Source organism: Haloplanus sp. XH21 (assembly GCF_023276355.1).
GTDB lineage: Archaea > Halobacteriota > Halobacteria > Halobacteriales > Haloferacaceae > Haloplanus > Haloplanus halobius.
The window spans coordinates 926458-950420 of record NZ_JALLPL010000001.1; the positions used below are offsets into that span (position 1 = coordinate 926458).

Sequence of the window (23963 nt, forward strand, 5' to 3'; positions counted from 1 at the left end):
AGACAATGACGAAGGAAACCCTCGACGACCTCAGCCAGGACTACAAGGAATCGGTGCCGTCGGACCTCCGCGAAGCCAAACGCTTCGACTGGTATCTGGACGAGGTGTACGACGACCCGCGGATCGCTCGCAACGCCCACCAGCGCGTCGCCGACATGTTCGACTACTACGGGACGGCGTACGACGAAGACGCCGGCGTCGTGGAGTACCGCATGGCCTCGGAGGACCCGTTACACGACGGGGAGAACACCTTCTACGGCCGCGAAGTCCACGAATCGATCCACGAGTTCGTCAACAAGGTGAAAAGCGGCGCCCGGGGGCTCGGCCCGGAGAAACGCATCAAACTGTTGCTCGGGCCCGTCGGCTCCGGGAAGTCGCATTTCGACTGGATGGTGCGGCGGTATTTCGAGGACTATACGGCGAGCGATGACGGGCGGATGTACACGTTCCAGTGGGTGAACCTCGGTGACATCATCCGCGGACAGGATCCCAGCGACGACACCGTCGTCTCGCCGATGAACCAGGATCCCCTCGTGCTCCTCCCACAGGAACAGCGCGACCGAGTGCTGGAGCGATTGAACGAGACCCTCGACGCGCCCTACACCATTCGCAACGAGCAGTCGCTCGACCCCGCCAGCGAGTTCTACATGGATCGCCTGCTGGCGCAGTACGACGACGACCTGAAGGCCGTCCTCGACGAGCACATCGAGATCATCCGCCTCGTTGCCTCCGAGAACAAGCGCCAGTGCGTCGAGACGTTCGAGCCCAAAGACAAGAAAAATCAGGACGAGACCGAACTCACCGGCGATGTCAACTACTCCAAGATCGCCGTCTACGGCGAGTCCGACCCGCGTGCGTTCGACTACTCCGGCGCGTTCTGTAACGCCAATCGGGGGCTGTTCAGCGGCGAGGAACTCCTGAAACTCCAGCGGGAGTTCCTCTATGACTTCCTGCACGCCTCCCAGGAACAGACGATCAAGCCGAAAAACAACCCCCGTATCGACATCGACCAGGTGATCGTCGGCCGCACCAACATGCCCGAATACCGGGACAAGAAAGGCGACGAGAAGATGGAGGCGTTCAACGACCGCACCAAGCGCATCGACTTCCCGTACGTTCTGGAGTACAGCGAGGAGGCCGAAATCTACCGGAAAATGCTCCGGAACGCCGACGTGCCGGACATGCACATCGAACCCCACGCGATGGAGATGGCGGGCCTCTTCGGCGTCCTGACGCGCATCACCGACCCCGACGGCGAGAACGTCACGCTCGTCCAGAAGGCCAAGGCCTACAACGGCGAAATCGACGAGACCGACGATGTCGACGTGAAGAAGCTGCGCGAGGAAGGCGAGGAGGCCGCGGACGTCGCCGAGGGGATGGACGGCGTCTCCGCCCGGTTCATCGGCGACGAGATCGCGGAGGCCATCATGGACGCCACCCACCGCGGGCGGGAGTATCTCTCCCCGCTCTCGGTGTTCACCCACTTCGAGGAGAACCTCGAGAACCACGGCTCGATCCCCGAGTCGAACGTCGACCGCTACCACCGCTATCTCGAACTCGTCCGCGAGGAGTACAAGGAGCGCGCCATCGAGGACGTGCGCCACGCGCTCGCGTACGATGTCGACGAGATCCAGCGCCAGGGCGAGAAGTACATGGACCACGTGATGGCCTACATCGACGACGCCACCGTGACCGACGAACTCACCGGGCGCGAGCAGGAACCCGACGAGACGTTCCTGCGGTCCGTCGAGGAGAAGTTGGCGATTCCGAGCGACCGCAAGGACGACTTCCGCCAGGAGGTGTCGAACTGGGTGAGTCGGCGCGCCCGCGAGGGCGAGGGATTCGACCCGCAGGACAACGACCGCCTGCGCCGGGCGCTGGAGCGCAAACTCTGGGAGGACAAGAAACACAACATCAACTTCTCCGCGCTGGTGTCGGCGAACGAACTCGACGACGACGAGCGGAGCGCGTGGATCGATGCGCTCATCGAACAGGGCTACTCCCGCGAGGGTGCTACGGAGGTGCTGGAGTTCGCCGGCGCGGAGGTCGCAAAGAGTGAACTCGAGGGATAGGATGGGTCACGAGTACATCCGCGCGGGCGACGAGGCGCTCTCCGGAGCCTACGAGGAGCCGATGCGCCTCGCCGAGTACGTCGACCGGGCGCTCGCCCGCCCCTCCATCGCGTCGCACGCACCGAAATACCTGCTGGAAGCCATCGAATCGATGGGCACGCGAACGGTCGTCGAGGAGGGCGAGGAGCGCGAGCGCTACCGCTTCTTCGACGACCCTGCCAACGACGGCGAGCACGCCATTCTTGGCAACACCGCCGTGCTCAACGGCTTCGTCGACGACCTGCGGACCATCGCCGCCGACCGCGGCAAACGCGAGACGATCATCTGGTTCGACGGGCCGACGGCGACCGGCAAGTCCGAACTCAAGCGCTGTCTCATCAACGGGCTCCGGGAGTACTCCAAGACCGAGGCCGGACGGCGCTACACCGTCGAGTGGAACGTCGCCAGCGCCACCGAGGACCGCGGCCTGAGTTACGGCGGCGGGACCGACCGCGAGGACGACTGGTACGAGAGCCCCGTCCAGACACACCCGCTGTCGGTGTTCCCCGCAGAGGTGCGAGCGTCGATCCTGGCCGATCTCAACGAGGGGAACCACGTTCCGATCAGCGTCGACGCCGACCTCGATCCCTTCTCCCGCGAGGCGTACGAGCATCTGGAGGAGCGCTACCGCCGGGACGGGGGGACCGCCCTGTTTTCCTCCATCACCGACCCGCGCCACCTCCGGGTGAAAAACTACGTCGTCGACGTGGGGCGGGGAATCGGCGTCCTCCACTCCGAGGACGACGGGTCGCCGAAAGAGCGCCTCGTCGGGTCGTGGATGCCCGGGATGCTCCGCGAACTCGACTCCCGCGGGCGGAAGAACCCACAGGCGTTCTCCTACGACGGCGTCCTCTCGCAGGGCAACGGCCTGTTGACCGTCGTCGAGGACGCCGCCCAGCACGCGGATCTGCTCCGGAAACTCCTGAACGTCCCCGACGAGGGACGGGTCAAACTCGACAAGGGCATCGGGATGGACATCGACACGCAACTGCTCATCATCTCGAACCCCGACCTCGATGTCGAACTCGACAAGTACGCCGATCGCAACGGGCGCGACCCGCTGAAGGCGCTCAAGCGCCGTCTCGACAAACACGAGTTCGGCTACCTGACGACGCTCTCGTTGGAGGCGGAACTCGTCCGCCGGGAGTTGACCAGCGAAACCGCCGTCTGGGAGGCCGAGGGGTACGCCGATCTGGACGCGCGGGTACGGGAGGGCGTGACGCTCTCGGTGCGCGGGAGCGACGGCCGCGTCGTCGACCGGGAACTCGCGCCCCACTCCGTCGAGGCGGCGGCGCTGTACAGCGTCGTCACCCGCCTGGACGGCGAGGACTGCCCCGGTGACCGCACGCTCGTCGAGAAGGCGTTGCTGTTCGATCAGGGCTACCTGCAGGAGGGTGACGAGCGCATCGAGGCCGAATCGTTCGACTTCGACGGCGACGACGGCAGTCACGGCATCCCCGTCACGTACACGCGGGATATCGTCGCCGACCTGCTCCAGACCGACGCCGACCGCCAGCATCCCGACCTGCCGGTGGAACGAGTGATCATGCCCGACGACATCCTCGATGCGATGGCCGAGGGGCTGGACGACGCGCCCGTCTTCTCCCGCGCCGAGGCCGCGGAGTACGAAAACCGCCTCGCGGTCGTCAAGAGTCACGTCTTCGACCGGCAGGAGGCCGACGTTCTCGACGCCGTGCTCGCGGAGAAAGGCGTCGACGAGGAGACGGTCAACGAGTACGTCGAACACGTCTTCGCGTGGGCCAACGACGAGCAGGTGGCCACCGACCGCGGCGCGGTCGATCCCGACCCCCTGTTGTTGAAGGTGTTCGAAACCGAGCATCTCGGCCGGTTCGACGAGGGTGCTTACGACGGCGCCACGCCGACCGCCCCCGTCGTGGCGTTCCGCAACGAGAAGGTCATCACCGCCATCAACCGCTACGCGTGGGAGAACCGCGACGAAGACTTCGCCATCGAGAACGTCGACGTCGCGGAGATTCCGGTCATCCGGGCGGTGCTCGACGCCCACGACTGGAGCGACGTACAGCGCCTCTTCGAGGAGTTCGATCCCACGCAGTGGGCGGATCCGCCATCGGGAACGGAGACCGCTCGGGTCAAAGACCGGACGCTCGCGGCCCTCCGCGAACGAGGGTACACGCCCGAATCGGCCGAGCTGACCAGCCGCAAGGTGATGCGGGAGGTGAGTTACCGATGGGACTGAGGGAGGATCTCGACCGCTTCCGCGAGGTGGGCGAAGAGCGCCGCGAGGACCTGGCGGCGTTCATCCAGCACGGTGACCTCGGCGGGAGCGACCCGGACAGCATCCGGATCCCGATCAAAGTCGTCGACCTGCCGGAGTTCGTCTACGACCCGCGGGAACAGGGAGGCGTCGGTCAGGGACAGGACGGAACGCCCGATGTCGGCGACCCGGTCGGTCAGCCCGAGCCAGCCGATGTCGACGCTGACGGCGACGAGGATGGGGACGAAGACGGCGACCCCGGCGACGAGCGCGGCGAGCACGAGTATTACGAGATGGACCCCGAGGAGTTCGCCCAGGAACTCGACGAGGAACTCGGTCTCGACCTGGAGCCCAAGGGGAAGGAAGTGGTCGAGGAGATGGAGGGCGATTTCACCGAACTCACCCGCGCCGGGCCGAACAGCACGCTCGACTTCGAGCGCCTGTTCAAGAAAGGCCTCAAGCGGAAACTGGCGATGGATTTCGACGAGTCGTTCGTCCGCGAGGCGATGCGCGTCGCCGGGGCCACGCCGGACGATGTCTTCCGGTGGTGCCGCGAGCAGAACGTCCTCGTCTCCCAGGCGTGGATCGACGACCAGTGGGACGAAATTCCCGCGGACGAACGCGACCGCTGGGAGAGTTTCGAGTCGATGGCCGAGCACGTCGACCGGACGACCACGCTCGACCGCATCCGAGAGGAGGGCCTCCGCGACGTGCCCTTCCGCCGCGAGGACGAACGCTACCGCCACCCCGAGGTCGTCGAGAAGACGGAGAAGAACGTGGTCGTGGTGAACATCCGCGACGTGTCCGGAAGCATGCGCGAGGGGAAACGCGAACTCGTGGAGCGGACCTTTACGCCGCTCGATTGGTATCTCACCGGCAAGTACGACCGCGCCGAGTTCGTCTACATCGCCCACGACGCGGAAGCGTGGGAGGTTGAGCGGGAGGACTTCTTCGGCATCCGTAGCGGCGGCGGGACGCGCATCTCGTCGGCGTACGAACTCGCCGCGGAGGTCCTTGCGGAACGCTACCCGTGGGCGGAGTGGAACCGCTACGTCTTCGCGGCGGGCGACAGCGAGAACTCCAGCAACGACACCCGGGAGCACGTCATCCCCCTGATGCGGGAGATCCCGGCGAACCTGCACGCGTACGTCGAGACGCAGCCGGGCGGGACGGCCATCAACGCCACCCACGCCGAAGAGGTGGAGAGCGCCTTCGACGACGGCGAGGATGTCGTCGTCGCCTACGTCGCCGACCCGTCGGACGTGACCGACGCCATCTACCACATCCTGAGCACGGAGGACGACGCATGAGAGACGACCGCATCGACGCCCGACGGGAAGCGAGTCGCCTCACCGAACCGGTCGAACAGGCCGCGGATCTGGCCCGACGGCTAGGACTCGACCCCTCCCCCGTCAACTACTGGGTCGTCGACCACGACGAGATGAACGAACTCATCGCCTACGGCGGGTTCCAGCACCGCTACCCCCACTGGCGGTGGGGGATGGCCTACGACCGCCAGCGCAAGCAGGATCAGTTCGGCATGGGCAAGGCCTTCGAAATCGTCAACAACGACAACCCTGCCCACGCCTTTCTCCAGGAGTCCAACTCGCTGGCCGACCAGAAGGCAGTCATCACGCACGTCGAAGCCCACGCCGACTTCTTCGCCAACAACGAGTGGTTCGGCCTGTTCGGCGACGGCCAGGGCGACGACCGGTCGGCGCTCGACGCCGCGGCCATGCTCGAACGCCATGCGGAGACCATCCGTGGCTACGCCGAGGACCCAGATATCGACCGCGAGGAAGTCGAGCGGTTCATCGACGCCGTCCTCTGTCTGGAGGACACTATCGACCAACACCGCGCGTTCGACCGCGCGGACGAACGCCGCGAGGGAGACGCCCCCGTTGACCTCGGTGACCGACTCGACGACCTCGACGTTTCCGAGGACGTTCGCCGCCACGCCTTCGACGAGGCGTGGCTGGACGACCTCTCGGACGCCGAGGAGGCGGCGGCCCGCCTCGACGAGCCGCACGCCGACGTGCTCGCCTTCCTCCGCGACCACGGCCAGCAGTACGACGACGAGTCCGGCAAGGCCGTCGCGTTCGAACCGTGGCAGACGGACGTGCTCGACATCCTCCGGCGGGAGGCGTACTACTTCGCGGGGCAGAAAATGACGAAGGTGATGAACGAGGGGTGGGCCTGTGTCGCACCGGAGACGCCCGTATTCACGGAGCGAGGGCTGATTCCGATGCGGGAGGTCGTCGTCGACGGGGCCGATGTCTCGGACGGCGACGGACGGCGACGGGTCTACGACACGAATGTCATCTCGGATCACGATACCGTCACGGTCGAAACCCGGCGCGGATTCGAGTTGACTGGCTCCGACAACCATCGGGTGCGACGACCCGACGGTTCGTGGGTCGAACTCGGCGACTTGGCTCCCGGCGACGAAATCGAGGTGTCCGGCGGAAACGGCCTCTGGCCGACCGAGTACGTCGACATCGACTGGGAACACCCCGAGACCACGACACTCGGCGACGTCGCGGACGTTGCTGGTGTCTCGCTGTCGACGGTGATTCGATACCGAAAGCTCGGAAGGGCTGAGAAAAGCGAAGCCATCGAACGAGCGCTGGAACAGTACGATGGCCCACCGCAGTCCGAAGCGGCGAGCAATCCGATTCGGGTGCCCGACGCGGTCACCGAGGATGTCGCTCGATTCCTCGGTTTGCTTGTCGGCGACGGCCACGTCTCGGCTGCCTCGAATCAGGTGGGATTCACTGCCGACGAGCGGGCGAAAGTCACGGAGTTCGCCGGGTTAGTCGAAGAACTGTTCGGCGTCCCGACGACAGTCAGCGAAGACGGGGCGCGCTGGCGGGCGTACGTCTACTCGGCGAACCTCGTCCGGTTGCTCACCGACGCCTTCGACGCGACGGTCGGTGCCGGTGACAAGGTGGTCCCCGAAGCCATCCAGCGCTCGCCGAAGGCCGTGGTTGCCGCATTCCTGCAGGGACTGTTCGATGCGGACGGCTACGCCGGTGACCACGGCGTGATTCTGAGTACGAAAAGTGACGCCATCGGCTCGACGGTGCAACTGCTCTTGACGAACTTCAATATCGTCTCTCGCCGTCGTGAACAGGCCGACGGCTGTCAGCACGTCCACCTGACCGGCGAGTCCGCACGGCGCTTCCACGAGGAAATCGGCTATAGCTACGCCGCCAAAGACGCTGCACTCCAGACGTATCTTGACGACCTCGAATGGTTCGAGACGGAACGGTGGGCCGACGAAGTCGTCTCAGTGACGTCTGGCACGGGAGAGGTGTACGACATCTCCGTCGAGGAGACGCATCGATACGCAGCCGGCGGATTCGTGAACCACAACTCGTACTGGGAATCGCGCATGATGAGCGACGAGGGCTTCGCCGAGGCCGACGAGTTCGTCACCTACGCCGACCACATGGCGCGCGTCCTCGGGTCGCCCGGACTCAACCCCTACAAACTCGGGAAGGAACTCTGGGAGCACGTCGAGAACGTGACCAACCGGCGGGAGGTGGCCGATCACCTCCTGCGGGTCGAGGGCGTCACCTGGCGCAACTTCCACGACGTGATCGATTTCGAGGACGTGGCGGACCTGCTGGCGCCCGATCCCGCCGTCGCGTCGATCAACCCCGAGTCGCTCGCCGACCTCGATCCGTCGGATCCGCGCATCGACGCCGAGGGACTCGAACGCGCGCGGGCGAGCGAGGTCGACATCGAGCGCTACCCCTGGAAGGTGCTGACGACGGCGGGCCTGGCCGAGCGTCACTTCTCGCTGTGCCGACCACAGAACCGCGGCTTCCTCCAGTCCATCCCTCGCTCCGAACTCGAACGGCTGGCGCGGTACATGTTCGACGACGCGAAATACGAGTCGGTGGCCGCCGCCATCGCGGACGTCGACTACGTCGCGGGCTGGGAGCGGATGCGCGAGGTTCGCGAGAGTCACAACGACGTGACCTTCATCGACGCCTTCCTCTCGCCGAAGTTCGTCTACGAGAACGACTACTTCACGTACGAGTTCTCGCAGGCGACGGGCGATTTCCGGGTCGCCTCCGACGACCCCGAGGACGTGAAGAAGAAACTCCTCCTCCAGCTCACCAACTTCGGGAAGCCCACTATCGCCGTCTACGACGGCAACTACGACAACCGGAACGAACTGCTCCTCGGCCACCAGTACAACGGCATCGGTCTCGACACCGACCAGGCAAAGCGCGTCCTCGAACGCACCTACGATCTGTGGGGTCGGCCGGTCAACCTGATGACCATCGTCAAAGAGTACGACGACCACGAACTCGAAATCGCCCGGCGGCGGAACCGCGAACCGACGCCAACCGAGGTCGGCAAGCGCATCCGATACGACGGCGAGGGGTTCGAGACCCACGACCTCGACCCGGACCTCGAAGCGCGCATTGCGGCCGACGATATCGACTACGACACCAGACCCGACGGGTGGTTGAGTTAGGGCGGCGCTCGCGGAGTGGTTTGAGAGACCTACTCGGTCAGGGGTGGCCCCGATTGCGAGACTCACTGCTGCTCGTCTCGCGTGGTTCAAACCCCCATCTGTGCGTGCTTTTACTCACTCCGCTCGTTCAAGAACCATGCTCGGTCAGGGATTTGAACCCTGGTCGTCGGCTCGAAAGGCCAACATGATTGGCCGGACTACACCAACCGAGCGTTCGGGTTTCCCCGTACTTCGGTGGATGGGATGGCTATTGATAAATCCGTCTCTTTCGGTCGCGAGAGCGTGGTACGGCGTCACGCAACGACCGCGAAGTCCGGCCGTGCCCCGGATCGCTCACTCCCGCACCGTGAACTGCGTCGACACTTCCGCCGAGGTGCGGTGCAGTTGGAGTTCGCCGATGGCTACCGTCGCCGTCAGGTCGCCCACCGGCCACTCGGCCGTCTCGAACGTCATCGCGTCCTCCCAGGTGTAGAGACCCGCCTCGTCGACTTGGCGGTCCATGTCCCGGAACTGTCGGGTGATCAGGTCACCGTCGTGGAGGATGTCGACGCCCTCCTTGAGATTGATCGTCCCTTCGGGCACCCGGAGGCGGTATCGGAAGGCGACGACCGCGGGCTGCCCGCGCCGGACGCTCTCGACCTGATTCGCCTGCAGATCGCCGGGTTCGCTCCACATAGAAACGAGCGCCGCGTCCAGTAACTGTGGCTGGTACTGGCGTTCCGGTGGCGTCCGCGTCGCCGTCGTTGTCGTCGGTGTCGCGGTACTCGTCGGCGTTTCCGTCCCGTCCGTGTCGGTCGGCGTGGCCGCTCCGTCCCCGCCTTCCCCACATCCAGCCATGCCCGAGAGGCCGGCGCCCACGACGGTCAGAAACGCGCGTCGATCCATGGTCGCCGTGAGTGAGTCAGCCTGATAAGGGTTTTCGGGCGGGGGATCGGCACGATGTCATCCGTGGATGCCGTACTACGTGCGGTGCTATACGGATGAACTCCTTCGGGAGCATCTCAAGTCCCTCGAAGAAGACGCGAACGTACTCGTCAAATATCTCGCGGACGACACGCTGGTTCGTCGCGAACCGGGCGACCAGTTCGGGTGCCCTACTCCGGCGGCGTGACTGTCATGTCGGTCGCGATCCACTCGTCGGTGTTGCCCGACCCAACCGTGTACGGTGGTGCGGAGATATCCGAAAGCGCGGACCGTCCCGTCGCTTCGCCCATCCCTCAGTGGAGCATATCGAGCAGGAAGATAGCGAGGAACCCGGCGAAAAAGAGCGTCGTCGACACCGGTGTCTCGGGGACCTCCCCGGCCTTCACGAGCAGTTCCTCGGTGACGAGATACAGCAGGGCCGCAGAGCCGAACGCGAGGATAAGCGCGATCGGGGCACCGGTCACGCCGTCCAGTGTAAGCACGCCACCGATCACCCCCGACACGAGCAGCAGTCCGAAGACCGCCGGGACCGCGAGTTTCCGGACGACGCCGAGGTCCCGTGGCAGCGCGACGACGCCAGCGACACCGAGAAAGAGCACCTCGATGGCCAGCGCCACGGCGATAATGATGCCAGTGTCGGGATTGTCGAGAAACGTCACTCCGATGAGGACCCCGTCGATGAGCATATCGATACTGACCGTGATGAGTAGCCCGGCCGCACCTGCGAACTGTCCGCCGATGTCGCGCTTCTCGATAGTTTTGCTCAACTGGTGAATGCTCAGCATCGTCGCGACCCCGATGGCGAACCCGAGAACGACGATCAGCGGCGCCCGTCCGTGAACGTCCGGTAGTAGCTCAGCGGCGACGGCGGCGGTAACGACCCCCGCTGCGAAATGTTGGATGTTGCTTTCCATCTGTGGATCCGGAGCGTGGTAAACGGCGATCACTCCGCCGACCAGGGCAGCGACGACCGCGAGCGCGGTGTACGACAACGCCTGAACCAGTACCATGGGGCTCCATCCTGCCTGAAGCGCAAAGAAGCTTGAGTGAGCGCTGGCTGGGATTGTGAACCACGGTCGTTCCGCTCCGCTCCACTCCCTGATTCAAATCCACAGGTGACGATTTTTCCCTCACCGCTCACTCGTCGCTTCGCTCCTCGTTCGTCGTGTTCGGCAAAAATGCGCTGGCTGGGATTGTGAACCAGAACCAGACGTGCTCGCTCCCTTCGGTCGCTGCGCGCGACTGGTAGGGTTCGAATCAGGGACGATTTCGCCTCGAAACGCGTCTCGCACCGCTCGTCGGTTTGCTTCGGCAAAAATGCGCTGGCTGGGATTTGAACCACGGTCGTTCTGCTCACTTCGTTCGCGCCACTCCCTGATTCAAATCCGCAGGAGACGATTTTCAGGATTCAGACGACTCGCTTCGCTCGTCGTTGTTGAATCCTGAAAATGCGCTGGCTGGGATTTGAACCCAGGTTGTGACCATGGCAAGCCCTGTCGGACAGACTAGCGGTTTTCCAGCAAATCTCTCCGGATTTCGCACCGAATCTGATTTGCTGAATTCAGGGATCGCCTCACCGTCCCGTGATTTCCGTTGTCAGCGTCCGTTTTCGCTACCTGAGTTATACTACAGCATTCTACATAAAACCGCCAGCTCATGGTTGCAGAGGTCATCGAGGCTGTACTACATTTGGAGCATTTCCAACCCGACTTCGCTCTCGCCTTCCTGATCGGCTTTCCGTCCTGCCCGCAACAGAGTCTCCAGGGCTTCTCGACAGTCACCGGATTTCTCAGCGACTGATTCTGCGATCTCCTCGATGACTTCGTCAGGGACGGTTCCTGGTCTGAAGGACTGTTTCACTCTCTGCTTCAGAATCTGTTCCAGCTGGACGGCACTGTATGGTTGGAACTGGAGTGTCTGGCAGTTCAACCGGCTCCGGCTTCGCGGGTCGAGTTGGAGTTTAGAGGGGTGCTGGTTGGAGACCATGACAACTCCTATCTTGTTTTCCGCTTCCTGATTCAGCATCTGGAGATCATAGATAACCTCTGTCCGCTCCTCCAGTTGGTCGAACTCATCGAGAGCGACAGCGACGTTCCGTTTCTTGTCCAGCCATTCCCGGATCTTGGAAAGAAGTTCGTCGACCGGCTTCCCTTTCCTCGGTGCAGGATATCCGAGTTCGATAAGCAACTGAGTGAGAAGGGATGAACGAGTATTGTACTGCCAGCAGTTGATGTAGACGGACCGAGCCGAGGTCTCCTTCTCTAAACGATTGAAAACGTGCTTGACACAGGTCGTTTTCCCGACCCCCGCCGGGCCATGAATCAAGAGGTTATCCGGCTTTTTCCTCCTTGCTAAAGGCTTGACTGCCTCGGCTATCCTCTGCACCTCAACGTCTCTCCCGACCGGCTGATCGGGATGATAGGTGCTGGTGAGATAGTTTTCGCTTCTGAGTACGCCCTTCGAACTATTCGACTTGTTGAACAGTATAATCCCCTCCCCCTCTATGGAGAACGTATATGATGTGGGTTTGATCCCGGCTTACCCACACCGTGTTTCGCTTGACCAATCTATTTCAGAATTAGGCAGCGAGATTTTTCAAGTGAAACCCGGTCAATCTCAGCCAGTGTAACCGTCCAACCCTATCCTGTATCTCTATGACCGTAATCGAAGACTCGACGCCCCTACAACAGAACCATCTACCCGACGAAATCATCGACAGAGAGAGTGAAAGAGAACAACTCCAAAAAGCGCCAACAGACCAGAACCTCCACATCCACGGCCCACGCGGAACCGGGAAAACCCACCTCATCAAAAAATACGTGGAGGATATAGACGGGAAGGCCTGCTACATCTCCTGCCTCGAACACGACACCCAGTACAAAATCCTGCAACAACTCGTCTCCCAACTCACCCACGACTCCATCCAGACAGGCCACCACACCTCAGAACTACAGCGCAAAATCGAAGAACACACCGACGTCCTCGACTTCACAGTAGTACTCGACGAACTCGACTTCCTGCTGCTGAACGACGGCGACGACCTACTATACTTCCTCTCACGCCTCAACAACCCGCCCAGAATCATCACCATCACCGCCAACACAGAAGACCTGAAACAACAGATAGAACCCCGCACATACAGCTCCCTCCACCCACGGCGAATCCAGTTCGAACCCTACACTGGACAGCAAATCTATGAAATACTCGCTGACAGAGCCTCAAAAACCCTGAAACCGAAGTCACTGCATCGAAACGCCGCAACCTACATCGCCTCCTCAACACAGAACGCGGAACTAGCCCTGACCTGGCTCAGAACAGCAGCCCAACACGCAGACGAAGCCGTAACCGAAGAACTCGTCCAAGAAATACGAGAAGACGCCTACAACCTCCACATCGAGAAACACCTAGAAAAACTCTCACAGCACCACCGAAACCTCTACCAAGCTATCCAAGAGCTCTCCAAAGAGAAAGGCCCGGTCGTCAACGCAGGAAGCATCTACCAGAGATACCAGAAAATCACCGAAGAGCGAGGCAGAGAACCACTTTCCAACCGGAGAACCAGCGACTACCTCAAACAGCTTGAAGAGCTGAATCTGATTAAAGCTGAATACCACTACGGCGGAGAGAAAGGGAAAACACGGGAAGTACGCTTAACAGACCAAGCCGACAATATCTGATCAAGCGATGGGCAGCAAAGGCGTAGAGACAGATGGAGTCATAGATTGGCTGACTATACACTACGCTAGATGGACTCACAGGAAGATACTCGATATCCAAGAGTACTCTGCTGAGGGCGTCGAGGACTCCATATATTGGTACAACTCGGATTCAAACAGAGGTGGACACTGCACACCCTTCAACACGATCTTAATGAATCAGAACCCTCTCGAAGAAGTCTCAAAAAAGGTCACAGATTATGTCTTCCTGCACGAATCCGGTCACGCAAACCAACATCCAATCTTACGGGTCATGCTATACGCAGCACTCTTCCCGACGATCATTATGGCAATCGCGGCCCCTTTCTTCGCTGTAGCACAAACAATATCCGTCTTTGTACTGACCGAATCACTCAGACTGACCGCGCTCAAAGGAGCAGCAAGCCTCATAGTCGTAGGCATTACCACCTCGGCATTTGGACTGGTTTCCTGGATCGATGAAGGATACGCAGAGCTATTCGCGTTAAACAGACTTGGAAAGGAAACATACCTGCAATCCCATCAAGAAATACGAGAACACGCAGATAGACCCATCTACAGGAAGATCATACACCGCGTCAGATATCCTTTCCCCTGTTTCATAGTATGGATCTCAGAGAATCTCAGATAGAGAACTGTCGATCTCATCAAGCTCTCTCTGTAACTCACGCCTCTCCTTCTCCAGCTCCTGCCTGTCACGCCAATGCCGACGTCTCTCCACTCTGAGCGACTCGTAAAATCCCTCAATTTTCTCTTTCAGTTTATCGACGGATTCCGGTCCGACCGAATTGTACTCCTCCTGTAACCGCTCCAGATACCAATCCAGCTTTGACTCTAACTCGCTACGATTCTCCTCAAATATTCGATCCCGCTCCTCCAACTGTTCTTCAATTCGCTCAAGCTCCTGTTCCAACCGCAGTTCCTGATGCCGCTGCGACTTCTCCAGAAACTCCTCCACGTCGAATCCAGTGTCCAAGTTCTCAGTTCCGTAGTCGAAGTATTCCACATGGAACTAATGGGTGACTACCTGGGTTACTGGTTATTCCTCGCCTCGGTTCCGAAGCCGCTGGAATTTCCTTGCCTTCCTCTGATACAGCTTCGGCAACTCCTTGATCTCCTCCTCGTTCCAGGACTCGACTTTGTCCAAGAGTTCCTCGGCTTCGAAGACTTCGCTTGACGCAATGCGGGTCATACCACAACAACGAGAGGAGGGAAAATATACCGGTGTCACCACACCGGACTTCTGAAGCTAACTCTCCAGTCGCTCCAACTTCTCCAGTACACCCTTCTCTTCCAGCTCTGTGAGACGCTCTAACACCTCTTGCTTCTCCTCTTTCTCCGCCTCTCCTTCCAAGCTGAGAGGCCGTCCACATTCCCGACACTCGCTGTAGTTCGGCTGGTTTGTGGTGCCGCAGAACGGGCATTCCTGCATCTGCTCTTCCTCGTCCTCCTCTGTTTCGAGATTGAACTCGTCCCGGATGGCCTGGTTGACATCGTCGTTGTTGAGATGGACGTAGACCTTGGCTCGGCCTGATCCGGGCACCCAGCCAGCGAACTTGTTCAACTGCTCGTACCCCATGAACGTCGCCACCTCCGTCAATCGAGTGTGCCGCAGGTTGTACGGCCTCCGCTTGTTCTCTGGGATACCGGCCTCCTCGCAGGCGTCTTTGAATCGGCGTCGATAGGCAGGATAGTTCATCTTATCCCGCTTGTCAGGTACGTAATCGCAGGAATCCCTGTGTCGATGGAATGAGTCGCCGCACTTCTTGCACTGTTGTTGCTGGAGCTTCACCCATAGTGGAGCTGAAGAATCGTCGATATCGCCGACCTCGCCTCCAAAGGGATGGTGAGCAAGCCACTCACGCAAGGTTCGCCCCGCTCGAACCAATTGATTGGTGCGGTCGGGCGTCCCCTTCAGCCCCTCAAGAAAGATGAAGTCGCCCTTGCCGTTAGCCGTGAAATCGCCTATACTACAGTTAAGAAGCTCTCCAGGCCTTGAAGCAGTCTCATAGAGCGCCATCGTGAACGCCCGATCCCTGACGTTGTTGAAGCCCCTGAGAAGAGCCTTCAGCTCCTGATCAGTGAACAGGTCGTCGCGAGAGACGTTTGAACCGCTTCGGTTGCCGTTGTGAACTGAGAAGAAATCTACTTTCTCGGGATGCTCTGTTCCGCCGTTCTCTACCTTGTAGAACTTCTTCAACGCGGCTCGAAACTTCGCCTTCGTCGACTCCGCGTAACTGCTTCTATTGACTTCGCCCAGCACCAACTTGAGCTCCTCTTCCGAGGCTCCACGTAGTTCGAAGTCCTCGGGGGCGAACTTTTGAAGCAGCGTCTTGAGACTGTAGACGTGTCGTTGCTGCTGACTGTCGCCAATTCCTTCTGCAGCACAATGATTGATGAAGTCGCGTATCGCCTCGAAGTTCTCCTGACTTACCTCTTCTTTGAGATTTTGAATGGTTCTGTTGACGTTGATGTACTCGGTTGTGCTCATAGATTAGATACCGTTCCGGAAACTGGAGGAGAACACGGTCAGCCCTGGCTTCTCTTGGCCGGAAGTCGCTGAGACACTCAAGCGAAGAAGGGTTTGATGGTCTTCCGAAGACCGTTACCAAGCGTACGGATCCCTCCCTCGAAAAATCTCAGCGCCTTTCTCTTGGCCATTCAGGACCTCAATTCGGATGCGGACCACCGAACCCTCAATAAGGTTCTCGGGTGGACCAGCTTATTATCCGTTCACTTCCCTCTTCTCTGCTCTCCTCCTTTCGTTTGGATTTTCAAGAGAAAATTGGTGTTTAGCTTTTTTATAATCTAGGTTGGTGTTTATCGCTACTACGGGCAAAGAATGAAATAACTCATCTGCGATTTTCTATCCAAGCCATGGGAATTGAGGTCCCTGAAGAGGGGGAGATTACGAACGGCGATCTCAACTACCGAGATCTCATCAAATATATCGACGACGGAAGTATTCATATCCCAGAGTTCCAGCGAGAATTCGTCTGGAATGAGCAGAAGATCCTGGACCTTCTCGACAGCATCTACAAGAACTACCCTATTGGCAGCCTGATTTTCTGGGTTACGAACGAGGACTTCACATACTCTGCACCAATTGGAGACGGCGAATCAAGCTCCTCCACCCTCAAATACCGATTCTTTGTAATCGACGGCCAGCAGAGGTTGAAAAGCCTCTACTATGCCGCAAAGAGCGAGGAACTGGAAATGCAGGGCGGGGAGAAGGAGATAGACGTCGTCTTCGACTTAGAAGAGGAGAAATTCATCCTAGAAGGGGATATCCGGGATCGAAAAAAGAGTATGTACTCTGTTCCCGGAGTCAAGTCCGACGACATGCTGATGCAGGTTCTTGAGGGCGTAGAAAATAACTCGCTTGATGATGTCCAAGAGAACCTTGACCTCGGAGATAGTCCTCTTGATGGATTCCTCAGCAGCTTAGTAGACATCAATATTCTTTCAGAGACGGAGGAGGACTACGAACTCACTCCGGATGGCGAACATGCGCTGGAGAACCGCGACTACCAATACGTTGCTAACATCCTCGTCAACCAGACCAAGTTCATCAAGGAAACACTCGAAATCATCCAAGAGAATCCTGGCATCACCCGAAACGGGGCTAAACCAGAGTTCCAAGAAATCTACGGTGGATCCTCCTCAACAGCTTACCACGAATTTGGGAAACGGTGCAAATGGCTTCGACCACTACAACTAATCAGAAAAGAAGACGGCGGATACTATATCACAGACTCAGGAGAGGCCATCCTCGACGATATACAGCAAACTGAGAAAGAGATCGAATCACGATTCATTCCCTTAGAGCAGATCCTCGTAGATCAATCAGATCTAGACTTCGAGTACCTCAGTAAGTTCTCAGAAGAGCGGCGAGAGAAACTTAACCACCTGAGAAAAGTCTTCCACGACTACGACTTCTCAATTATACTCGCCAACAAAGCTGACTGGGAGGCAGTCTGCGATATCTTCGAACGGATCAACACAAAGGGCCAGACTCTGACCGTCGTCGACCTAATGATCGCGAAGACGTGGAGCGGCCAAGAATTCAATCTACGCGACGAGCTGGCCAAATTCAAGGATGAAATCGGGGAAGACCTTCCAGACATAACTATCCTACAAGCAGTATCCCTCAACATCGCAGGACGCTGCCGTCGACAGGACATCCTCGGACTGGATAGCGAAGAGGTCAAAGAAGAGTGGGAAGACGTTATTGAATCAATCAAGAAATCCATCGACTTCCTCGATAACAACCTCAGCCTTCCAACCCTCGACCTGCTCCCATACCCTGCCCAGGTAGTGCCTCTAAGCCGATTCTTCTACCTGATGGGCAACAAGGAACCAAGCCAAGAACAGAAACAAAAGCTCATCCGCTGGTTCTGGAAATCCGCCATCTCCAACCGATTCGACTCTGCCGTCGCCAGCAAGTTAGAGGAAGACGGACAGTCGATGGAAGAGATAGTCAAAGAGGAACCTGTCGAGTTCAAGTATAGCTATATCCAGAGAACTGCCGAAGACATCATCGACCAAAACTACTCCCTGAGAAACGCATTTGTCAAAACCATAATCTGCCTATTCGCCAGTCAAAACCCGGCTAACCCCGTAAACAACGCTCCGGTCTCGCATGACAACTTCTCCAAATACAAACAGACGGAGATGCACCACATCTTCCCACGGAACTACCTCCGTACCCAGGGAGTGGAGGACGAGATGATCAACAGTATAGCGAACATCATGTTCCTCCCGGCAAACATCAACAAATCTTCTGACTTCAGCGACTCGCCGCAAGAATACCTGAACGAGATTGACAACCCGCAGCTCGAAGACGCGCTCGAAACACACCTCATCCCGAACCTAGACGAGTCCGGCTTGATGGAGAATAACTACGACCGATTCCTGAACTACAGAGCCCAACAAATACTGAACAAGCTAGAGGAAGTTACCGGCGAAGAAGATATTTCGGGAGGTGCTAGAGCTCTCTCACCGGAAACACCGTTCACTAACGAAATGAACATTCGGGAACTCGTCCGCAAATCAGACTCCTACCTCTACTGGTTTGACAAGTACTTCACCCGGAAAGGCCTGGAATACATCATCCAAGAGATCGACACAGACGATATCGACGAAGTCCGCATCCTCACCGGTACCCCACAAACCGACCACAACCTCAGAGCAGACTTCGAGAGATTCAAAGAAGAACTCGAAGAGAAAGGAATCAACGCCGAGATGCGGGTCATCTCAGGCGACACAGCAGCCGAAATACACGACCGATGGCTGATCTCGGAGAACCACGCCTACAACATCCCCTCAATCAACACCATTGGAAGAGGACAATACGCTGAGATCACCGAAGCAGCATCCCGACCACCATTCGAAGAGTGGTGGAACAAAGGCAACGACATACTAGAAGACTGGAACGAAGTACAGAGGATTATCAACTAACAACCATACTTTCCGATACGCCGAACTCCCCGAAACGCTCACTCGGTATCGATCTCTAACTCGTTGAACTGCCGAAACAGTCGAAACACCACGGAATCAGAATCCAATCCGTTCTCTTCCAGTCTCTGCTTCAGTCCGTCTCGAATCTCCTTGTTTCGGCAGGCGATCCAGACGATGAATCCGCGTTCGATGTGATCCTCTACGTGGCCGATTTCTCTTGGGTTATCGCCCATCGCTACTTCGACCACTAACTCTGTGTTTCCCATGTTGACGTAGACATCGGCATCGAACTTTTCGAGGAAGGCATCCCAACCCGCTTCTTCGAATGCATCCTTGATCCGATGCTGCCAGTACCGATGAACTACTCCGCCTCGACCCATATGTTTCACTTCCAGATTTAGGGACTCGGCGTAGTCCCGGCCTTTCTCCGTCAACTGAAGCAGCTTCCTCTGCTCCCCCACCCGGACGTTCCTCTCGACGACAAGGCCATGGTCGACCAAGTCGTTCTTCGCCTTGTTTCCCTTGTAACTGCTAGGGAACTCCTCATACCTCTCGGTCAGAGACTTGAACGGATTCTCGACGATATCTTCCAGTAACCGATCCGCGTCTTCTGAGACCTCGATCTCTCCTTCCGGGTCGTCAGGGATTTCTCTTGGCTCTTGGTCGGAGAGGACGGCCTGTTCGAACTCAGGTGTCGCATCCCTCGGAGTTGAGTCGAGTTCGTCCCAGTTCTTCGCTTGCTGTTTTTCGAGCACTTCATCCGAAACCTGCTTCTCTATCTCGTAGTTCTTGAGCTTGACCGGGACTGGGTCACCGCTTCCGACCTGGACAATCGCCTCGCCAACTTCGAGGCCTTGGGCAAACTCCGCCTGCCTCTCCGAGAGATTCATCGCTTCCGAAACCGCTTGGAACTGCTTCCTCCCCGCCGTAGGCAGTAGCAGTTTGGTGTAGGTATTGGCCTTGATCGAATCAGTCAGCTTCGAAGCCTCCTGATCCGCAACCACCAAACCCTCCCCAAACTCCCGCATCTTCGCCGTCAACTCATCAACCTCCGGAATACCAGAAGCATCCTGCCGCTCCTTGTACACCGAGAAAACTCGCTTTCCCTCGTCGAGGAAGAAGACGTGGTTGAGCCCCTCGTCCCTGTGACTCTGCGCCAACCTGTACTCAAAGACGTACGCAAAGAGAATCTCCATCAGGAAGTTCTGAATGTCTCGGGAAAGACCGTCGAACTCGAAGACAACATCCCGCTGTAGAAGCTCTTGGATCGAATAACCTTGACTACAGTCAAAGACGGTTCCAGCGACAAGGTTCATCGCCTCCAAACGGTTGAGCAGTGTATCGCGGTAGTCTGACTGTTTCCTGACAAAGTTGACACCATCCGAGTTGATCAGCATCTCCAACTCGTGGAGACTGGGATACGGTTTTTCGACTCGGTCGAACAGATTGTACAATTGGTACAGCTCGACAATCTTCTTCACCAGATAGTTCTTCGAACCGCTGAGGAGAGCAGTAGCGTGGCCGAAGATCTCGGCGAAAACCTGGGCCCAGCGCCGGGGCGAAACACCCTCCGGCGGCTTCAACGGATTGAACCGGAGCTCCGACCACGGGAGTACCAAGATGTCGTCGACGTGCCGGTAGTCCTGCTTCAGATCGAACGCCCAGAACGGCTTCTCAATCTCCTCCATCAACGAGTAGAACAGCGTGGTCTTCCCCGAACCCGACTGCCCGACAGCGAGAAGATGCTTAGTGAGATCTTCCTGCGAAAGCTGGAAACGCTGATTCTGGAACGTCCTTCCCAGTTCGATATCTCCTACGTGTGATTGCCGGTCGAAAGGATACTCCCAGTGCCGAACCGACTTCCCCAGAACAATTTTCGAGGCAGTCTCTTGGAGGTGATGATTGTCGGAAATACCGGCGGCTAAGACCAGCTTCCGTACCTCTGGATCATCGAGGAGATCATTGCGTTTCGCTACGTTGAGTAGATTCTCGCCGTCAACACTCACTACGAAGACTAAACGAGGAATTCTCTTCTATACAAAGATAGGCACAGTTTCTTTTGAAATTCTACGCCGCTGCACCACCATAGAACGCTTCGGCCTGAGCTACGATTGGATCAACCAAATCTTCGTGCTGGTAGAGATTCAAGCCATTATCTCTCAAAACTGCCTTCACTTCGGTCTTAATTTCGGCACGAATCTTCTCACGGTTCGTCCAATCAACTTCGATACTATCCTTCAGATTCTGCTTTAGCTCCCGAGCGATATCTTTCAGCGTCTCTTCGTCGATATCCGTATCAGTATTCGCTGAAATCGCATCATAGAAGGCTAGCTCTTCATCACTCAAGTCCAACTGCTCTTGTCGGTCGTCCGTCTCCTGAATCTCCTCTGCATAACCCTTGAGCTCCTTGATGACCTCCTGAGTAGAAAGAAAGTCATTATTGTACTCCTCAATAGTCTCTTCCAACTCCTCTTCGAATGACTCGTACTTCGCTAAGTTACCCTTCTTCCGAGTTGATATCTCGTTACGGATCAACTGCTCCAGCATCTTCACCTGAAGATTCTCGAACTCCACCTCCTCAACGTCCGACATGAACTTCTCACCGAGAATCGGCTTCTCTTCTTCCCAAGTATCGAACCCCGAAAGCTCCACCAAGTCCTCTATTCCAACGCCTTCTGCAACGAGTTCTTTCATCGCAGAATCAAGCTCTTCGACATCTTCATCGCCTCCAGGATTTTCCATGCTCCTGATGCTGTCAAGAACACCCTCGAAGAACACCATATCCTGCCGTATCTCATTAGAGGCCGGATGAGGGGAAACCAGCGAAAAAGCCTTCCTCAACTCCTTCATCGCCTCCTTGAACTTCTGCTCTCGCTCCTCCGTAACCAACACATCGTTCTGCGCCTTGTGGACCAGGCGTTGCTGCTCCAGATTGTCGAGATGCGGCCAATCACTGTAATCGACGTGATCGAAGAAACTAGCGACCTTCTCGTGCTTCTGATGCATTACCTCAACCGCTTCCTCCAAGTCGAGCATCGCGGTTTCCTGAATCTCAGTCGTGTACTTATCCAAGGCCTGCTTGAGATTCTCCGCGATACCCATATAGTCGACAATCAGGCCGCCCGGCTTGTCTTTGTAGACCCGGTTAACTCGGCCGATAGCCTGTAGCAGATTGTGGTTTTTCATCGGCTTATCGATATACATCGTGTGAAGACACGGGACGTCGAAGCCGGTCAGCCACTTATCACAGACAACTGCCAGTTTGAGCGGATCGTCATCGTCCTTGAAACGACGCTTCAGCTCTTCGTTATCCTCCGGATCATCAAGGAAGTCCTCTGCACCAGAAATAACGACCTCAACTTCCGGAGCCTCAGGGATCTCCTCAATAGCCTCCTTGTAGTTGATAGCAGCTTGCCGGCTTATCGCGACGACCATCCCCTTTCCTTCGAGCTCCCGGTCGTTAAAGTGGTCAACAATATCCTCCGCAATCTGCCGTGTTCGCTCATCGCTATTCTCAATTATACGGCGGAGACTAGTCCACCGCTTAGTCATCTCTTCCCGCAAATCATCCGACTTCGACTCCATCAACTCCTCAAAATGCCTTCCTATCTCCGGATCATTAATCTGAAGCTTCGCCAAACGACTCTCATAGTAGATCGGGACAGTGGAACCGTCTTTCTGAGACTGGTCAATAGTATACTGGCTGATGTAGCCACCGAATGTGTTGGTCGTCGACCGATCTTCTTTCTCAATAGGCGTAGCAGTAAAGCCCAGATATGATGCATTCGGAAGAGCTCTCCTCACGTTCGCAGCTAACTCTTTGTACTGGGTACGGTGAGCTTCATCCGCGACCACAATCATGTTCTCGCGGTCATTCACCTCCGGATAGACCGCTTCCTCATCCGTCGTCTGGAACTTCTGAACCGTAGCAAAGACTATGCCTCCGGACTCCCGATCCAGCCGATCCCGGAGCTCAACTCTATTATCATCGTCTGCCCATTCCGCCGGCAAACCATGCTTCTTGAACTCCTTGAACAATTGCTCGTCCAGATCATTACGATCGGTTAGGAAAACGAGAGTCGGATTACGGGCTTCTTCCAGCTGCCGAACCTTATTCGCATAGAAAACCATAGAAAGCGACTTGCCCGAACCCTGCGTGTGCCAGACCACCCCGATCCGATTATCATCGGGATTCGGGACAGTTTCCTTACTACTCTCAACAGCTTTGTTGACAGCGTAGAACTGGTGGTACGCTGCCAACTTCTTACTCAACTCCCCACCTTCATCAGAATACAAAACGAAGTTCTTGATTAAATCTAGAACCCGTACGGGGTCAAAGGCACCACGTATCAGAACCTCTGACGGCGAATACTCATCTGTCGCATCCTTCTCCTCATCGATATACCTCCAAGGAGAGAACCATTCCCAGCCAGCACTGAGACAACCCAGTCTGGCGTTGCTCAGGTCCATCACACCGATCAACTCGTTGTAATGGAACAAGTCGGGAATATCGTTGACGTACCGATCCGTGACCTGCTTATACGCCTTCCCGATGGAGGCGTTCGGATCAGTCGGATTCTTCATCTCCAAAACACCTATCGGCAGACCGTTAACAAAAACGACTATATCTGGCCGTCTCTCCGGGTTATCTCCAAACTGGATCGTGACCTGATTCGACACCAAGAAATCGTTATTCTCCGGATTCTCAAAGTCGATGACGTCTACAAAATCCCCAACGGGCTCTCCATTAACTTCATACTCTACTTGAATACCGTCGGTCAGATTATCGTGGAAATTCTTGTTATTCTTTAACAGGCGGGTGGAGTTATAACCGAGGAGCTGGGAAATCGCATCCTCAATAGCCTCATCCGGCAGAGACGGATTGAAATCCCGCAACTTATCCTCCAACCGGCCTCGAAGCACAACATCAGAAAGCGACTCACGCTCAGGATCATCCCCATTCGGCCCAAGCTCAGACCCAGGCTTATACTCATACCCGATATCCTGGAAAACCTGCAAAGCCGGCTTCTCCGACAACTCCATCT

The 23963-nt window shown here is 57.5% G+C and carries 16 protein-coding genes and 1 tRNA gene; 8 read left to right on the forward strand and 9 right to left on the reverse strand.

Annotated elements, in window-relative coordinates; genetic code table 11:
* Positions 1 to 5: 5 nt before the first annotated feature.
* The 4 genes from MXB53_RS04765 to MXB53_RS04780 are packed head-to-tail and all read left to right on the forward strand — an operon-like array spanning position 6 to position 8839.
* Positions 6 to 2072, forward strand: a complete 2067-nt coding sequence (locus MXB53_RS04765) for a PrkA family serine protein kinase (RefSeq protein ID WP_248896072.1) — start codon at positions 6 to 8, stop codon at positions 2070 to 2072.
* Between the two features lies 1 nt (position 2073).
* Entirely contained in the window at positions 2074 to 4329 is a 2256-nt protein-coding gene (locus MXB53_RS04770) for a PrkA family serine protein kinase (protein WP_248896074.1), read from the forward strand.
* Complete coding sequence (locus MXB53_RS04775) at positions 4320 to 5657, forward strand: YeaH/YhbH family protein (RefSeq protein WP_248896076.1); 1338 nt, start codon at positions 4320 to 4322, stop codon at positions 5655 to 5657. The genes MXB53_RS04770 and MXB53_RS04775 overlap by 10 nt, the downstream gene beginning before the upstream one ends.
* A complete protein-coding gene (locus MXB53_RS04780; RefSeq protein ID WP_248896077.1) occupies positions 5654 to 8839 on the forward strand; it encodes a SpoVR family protein in 3186 nt (1061 codons plus the stop codon). Before MXB53_RS04775 ends, MXB53_RS04780 begins: the two co-directional genes overlap by 4 nt.
* A 137-nt stretch (positions 8840 to 8976) precedes the next feature.
* On the opposite strand, the gene MXB53_RS04785 is transcribed toward MXB53_RS04780, so the two are convergent.
* Positions 8977 to 9051, reverse strand: a tRNA-Glu gene (locus tag MXB53_RS04785).
* A 121-nt stretch (positions 9052 to 9172) separates the two neighbouring features.
* A complete protein-coding gene (locus MXB53_RS04790; protein ID WP_248896078.1) occupies positions 9173 to 9724 on the reverse strand; it encodes a hypothetical protein in 552 nt (183 codons plus the stop codon).
* Between the two features lie 67 nt (positions 9725 to 9791).
* Between MXB53_RS04790 and MXB53_RS04795 the strand changes: the two genes are divergently transcribed.
* The gene (locus MXB53_RS04795) at positions 9792 to 9950 is read left to right on the forward strand and encodes a hypothetical protein (RefSeq protein ID WP_248896079.1); all 159 of its coding nucleotides are present in this window, start codon (positions 9792 to 9794) and stop codon (positions 9948 to 9950) included.
* Between the two features lie 106 nt (positions 9951 to 10056).
* Here MXB53_RS04795 and MXB53_RS04800 read toward each other — a convergent pair whose 3' ends face one another.
* Both MXB53_RS04800 and MXB53_RS04805 read right to left on the reverse strand, forming a co-directional pair.
* Positions 10057 to 10773: a ZIP family metal transporter gene (locus MXB53_RS04800; protein WP_248896081.1), complete on the reverse strand. Its 717-nt coding sequence runs from the start codon at positions 10771 to 10773 to the stop codon at positions 10057 to 10059.
* Positions 10774 to 11446: 673 nt separating this feature from the next.
* Positions 11447 to 12295, reverse strand: coding sequence for a Cdc6/Cdc18 family protein (locus MXB53_RS04805; RefSeq protein WP_345779717.1), 849 nt, complete (start codon positions 12293 to 12295; stop codon positions 11447 to 11449).
* A gap of 122 nt (positions 12296 to 12417) precedes the next feature.
* Here MXB53_RS04805 and MXB53_RS04810 point away from each other — a divergent pair, with 122 nt between their 5' ends.
* Together MXB53_RS04810 and MXB53_RS04815 are read left to right on the forward strand one after the other, a co-directional pair.
* Positions 12418 to 13440 carry a Cdc6/Cdc18 family protein gene (locus MXB53_RS04810; protein WP_248896083.1) on the forward strand — a complete coding sequence of 341 codons (1023 nt, stop codon included), beginning with the start codon at positions 12418 to 12420 and terminating at the stop codon, positions 13438 to 13440.
* Between the two features lie 7 nt (positions 13441 to 13447).
* On the forward strand, positions 13448 to 14089 hold the full coding sequence (locus tag MXB53_RS04815) for a hypothetical protein (RefSeq protein WP_248896085.1): 642 nt from the start codon (positions 13448 to 13450) through the stop codon (positions 14087 to 14089).
* On the opposite strand, the gene MXB53_RS04820 is transcribed toward MXB53_RS04815, so the two are convergent.
* The 3 genes from MXB53_RS04820 to MXB53_RS04830 are packed head-to-tail and all read right to left on the reverse strand — an operon-like array spanning position 14072 to position 15949.
* Positions 14072 to 14464, reverse strand: coding sequence for a DUF8104 domain-containing protein (locus tag MXB53_RS04820; RefSeq protein WP_248896086.1), 393 nt, complete (start codon positions 14462 to 14464; stop codon positions 14072 to 14074). The genes MXB53_RS04815 and MXB53_RS04820 overlap by 18 nt on opposite strands.
* Before the next feature lie 33 nt (positions 14465 to 14497).
* Positions 14498 to 14650 carry a hypothetical protein gene (locus MXB53_RS04825; RefSeq protein WP_248896088.1) on the reverse strand — a complete coding sequence of 51 codons (153 nt, stop codon included), beginning with the start codon at positions 14648 to 14650 and terminating at the stop codon, positions 14498 to 14500.
* Positions 14651 to 14707: 57 nt separating this feature from the next.
* Positions 14708 to 15949, reverse strand: a complete 1242-nt coding sequence (locus MXB53_RS04830; RefSeq protein ID WP_248896090.1) for a tyrosine-type recombinase/integrase — start codon at positions 15947 to 15949, stop codon at positions 14708 to 14710.
* Between the two features lie 386 nt (positions 15950 to 16335).
* Here MXB53_RS04830 and MXB53_RS04835 point away from each other — a divergent pair, with 386 nt between their 5' ends.
* A complete protein-coding gene (locus MXB53_RS04835) occupies positions 16336 to 18918 on the forward strand; it encodes a GmrSD restriction endonuclease domain-containing protein (RefSeq protein WP_248896091.1) in 2583 nt (860 codons plus the stop codon).
* A 38-nt stretch (positions 18919 to 18956) separates the two neighbouring features.
* On the opposite strand, the gene MXB53_RS04840 is transcribed toward MXB53_RS04835, so the two are convergent.
* Positions 18957 to 20924: an ATP-binding protein gene (locus MXB53_RS04840; RefSeq protein WP_248896093.1), complete on the reverse strand. Its 1968-nt coding sequence runs from the start codon at positions 20922 to 20924 to the stop codon at positions 18957 to 18959.
* A 61-nt stretch (positions 20925 to 20985) separates the two neighbouring features.
* Complete coding sequence (locus MXB53_RS04845) at positions 20986 to 23961, reverse strand: type I restriction endonuclease subunit R (protein ID WP_248896095.1); 2976 nt, start codon at positions 23959 to 23961, stop codon at positions 20986 to 20988.
* Positions 23962 to 23963: the final 2 nt, after the last annotated feature.

What these genes read in the sequence shown, in the direction of transcription:
- MXB53_RS04765 (WP_248896072.1), top strand. Translation starts at nt 6, where the DNA reads ATGACGAAGGAAACCCTCGACGACCTCAGCCAGGACTACAAGGAATCG.
- MXB53_RS04770 (WP_248896074.1), top strand. Translation starts at nt 2,074, where the DNA reads ATGGGTCACGAGTACATCCGCGCGGGCGACGAGGCGCTCTCCGGAGCC.
- MXB53_RS04775 (WP_248896076.1), top strand. Translation starts at nt 4,320, where the DNA reads ATGGGACTGAGGGAGGATCTCGACCGCTTCCGCGAGGTGGGCGAAGAG.
- MXB53_RS04780 (WP_248896077.1), top strand. Translation starts at nt 5,654, where the DNA reads ATGAGAGACGACCGCATCGACGCCCGACGGGAAGCGAGTCGCCTCACC.
- MXB53_RS04790 (WP_248896078.1), bottom strand. Translation starts at nt 9,724, where the DNA reads ATGGATCGACGCGCGTTTCTGACCGTCGTGGGCGCCGGCCTCTCGGGC.
- MXB53_RS04795 (WP_248896079.1), top strand. Translation starts at nt 9,792, where the DNA reads ATGCCGTACTACGTGCGGTGCTATACGGATGAACTCCTTCGGGAGCAT.
- MXB53_RS04800 (WP_248896081.1), bottom strand. Translation starts at nt 10,773, where the DNA reads ATGGTACTGGTTCAGGCGTTGTCGTACACCGCGCTCGCGGTCGTCGCT.
- MXB53_RS04810 (WP_248896083.1), top strand. Translation starts at nt 12,418, where the DNA reads ATGACCGTAATCGAAGACTCGACGCCCCTACAACAGAACCATCTACCC.
- MXB53_RS04815 (WP_248896085.1), top strand. Translation starts at nt 13,448, where the DNA reads ATGGGCAGCAAAGGCGTAGAGACAGATGGAGTCATAGATTGGCTGACT.
- MXB53_RS04825 (WP_248896088.1), bottom strand. Translation starts at nt 14,650, where the DNA reads ATGACCCGCATTGCGTCAAGCGAAGTCTTCGAAGCCGAGGAACTCTTG.
- MXB53_RS04830 (WP_248896090.1), bottom strand. Translation starts at nt 15,949, where the DNA reads ATGAGCACAACCGAGTACATCAACGTCAACAGAACCATTCAAAATCTC.
- MXB53_RS04835 (WP_248896091.1), top strand. Translation starts at nt 16,336, where the DNA reads ATGGGAATTGAGGTCCCTGAAGAGGGGGAGATTACGAACGGCGATCTC.
- MXB53_RS04845 (WP_248896095.1), bottom strand. Translation starts at nt 23,961, where the DNA reads ATGGAGTTGTCGGAGAAGCCGGCTTTGCAGGTTTTCCAGGATATCGGG.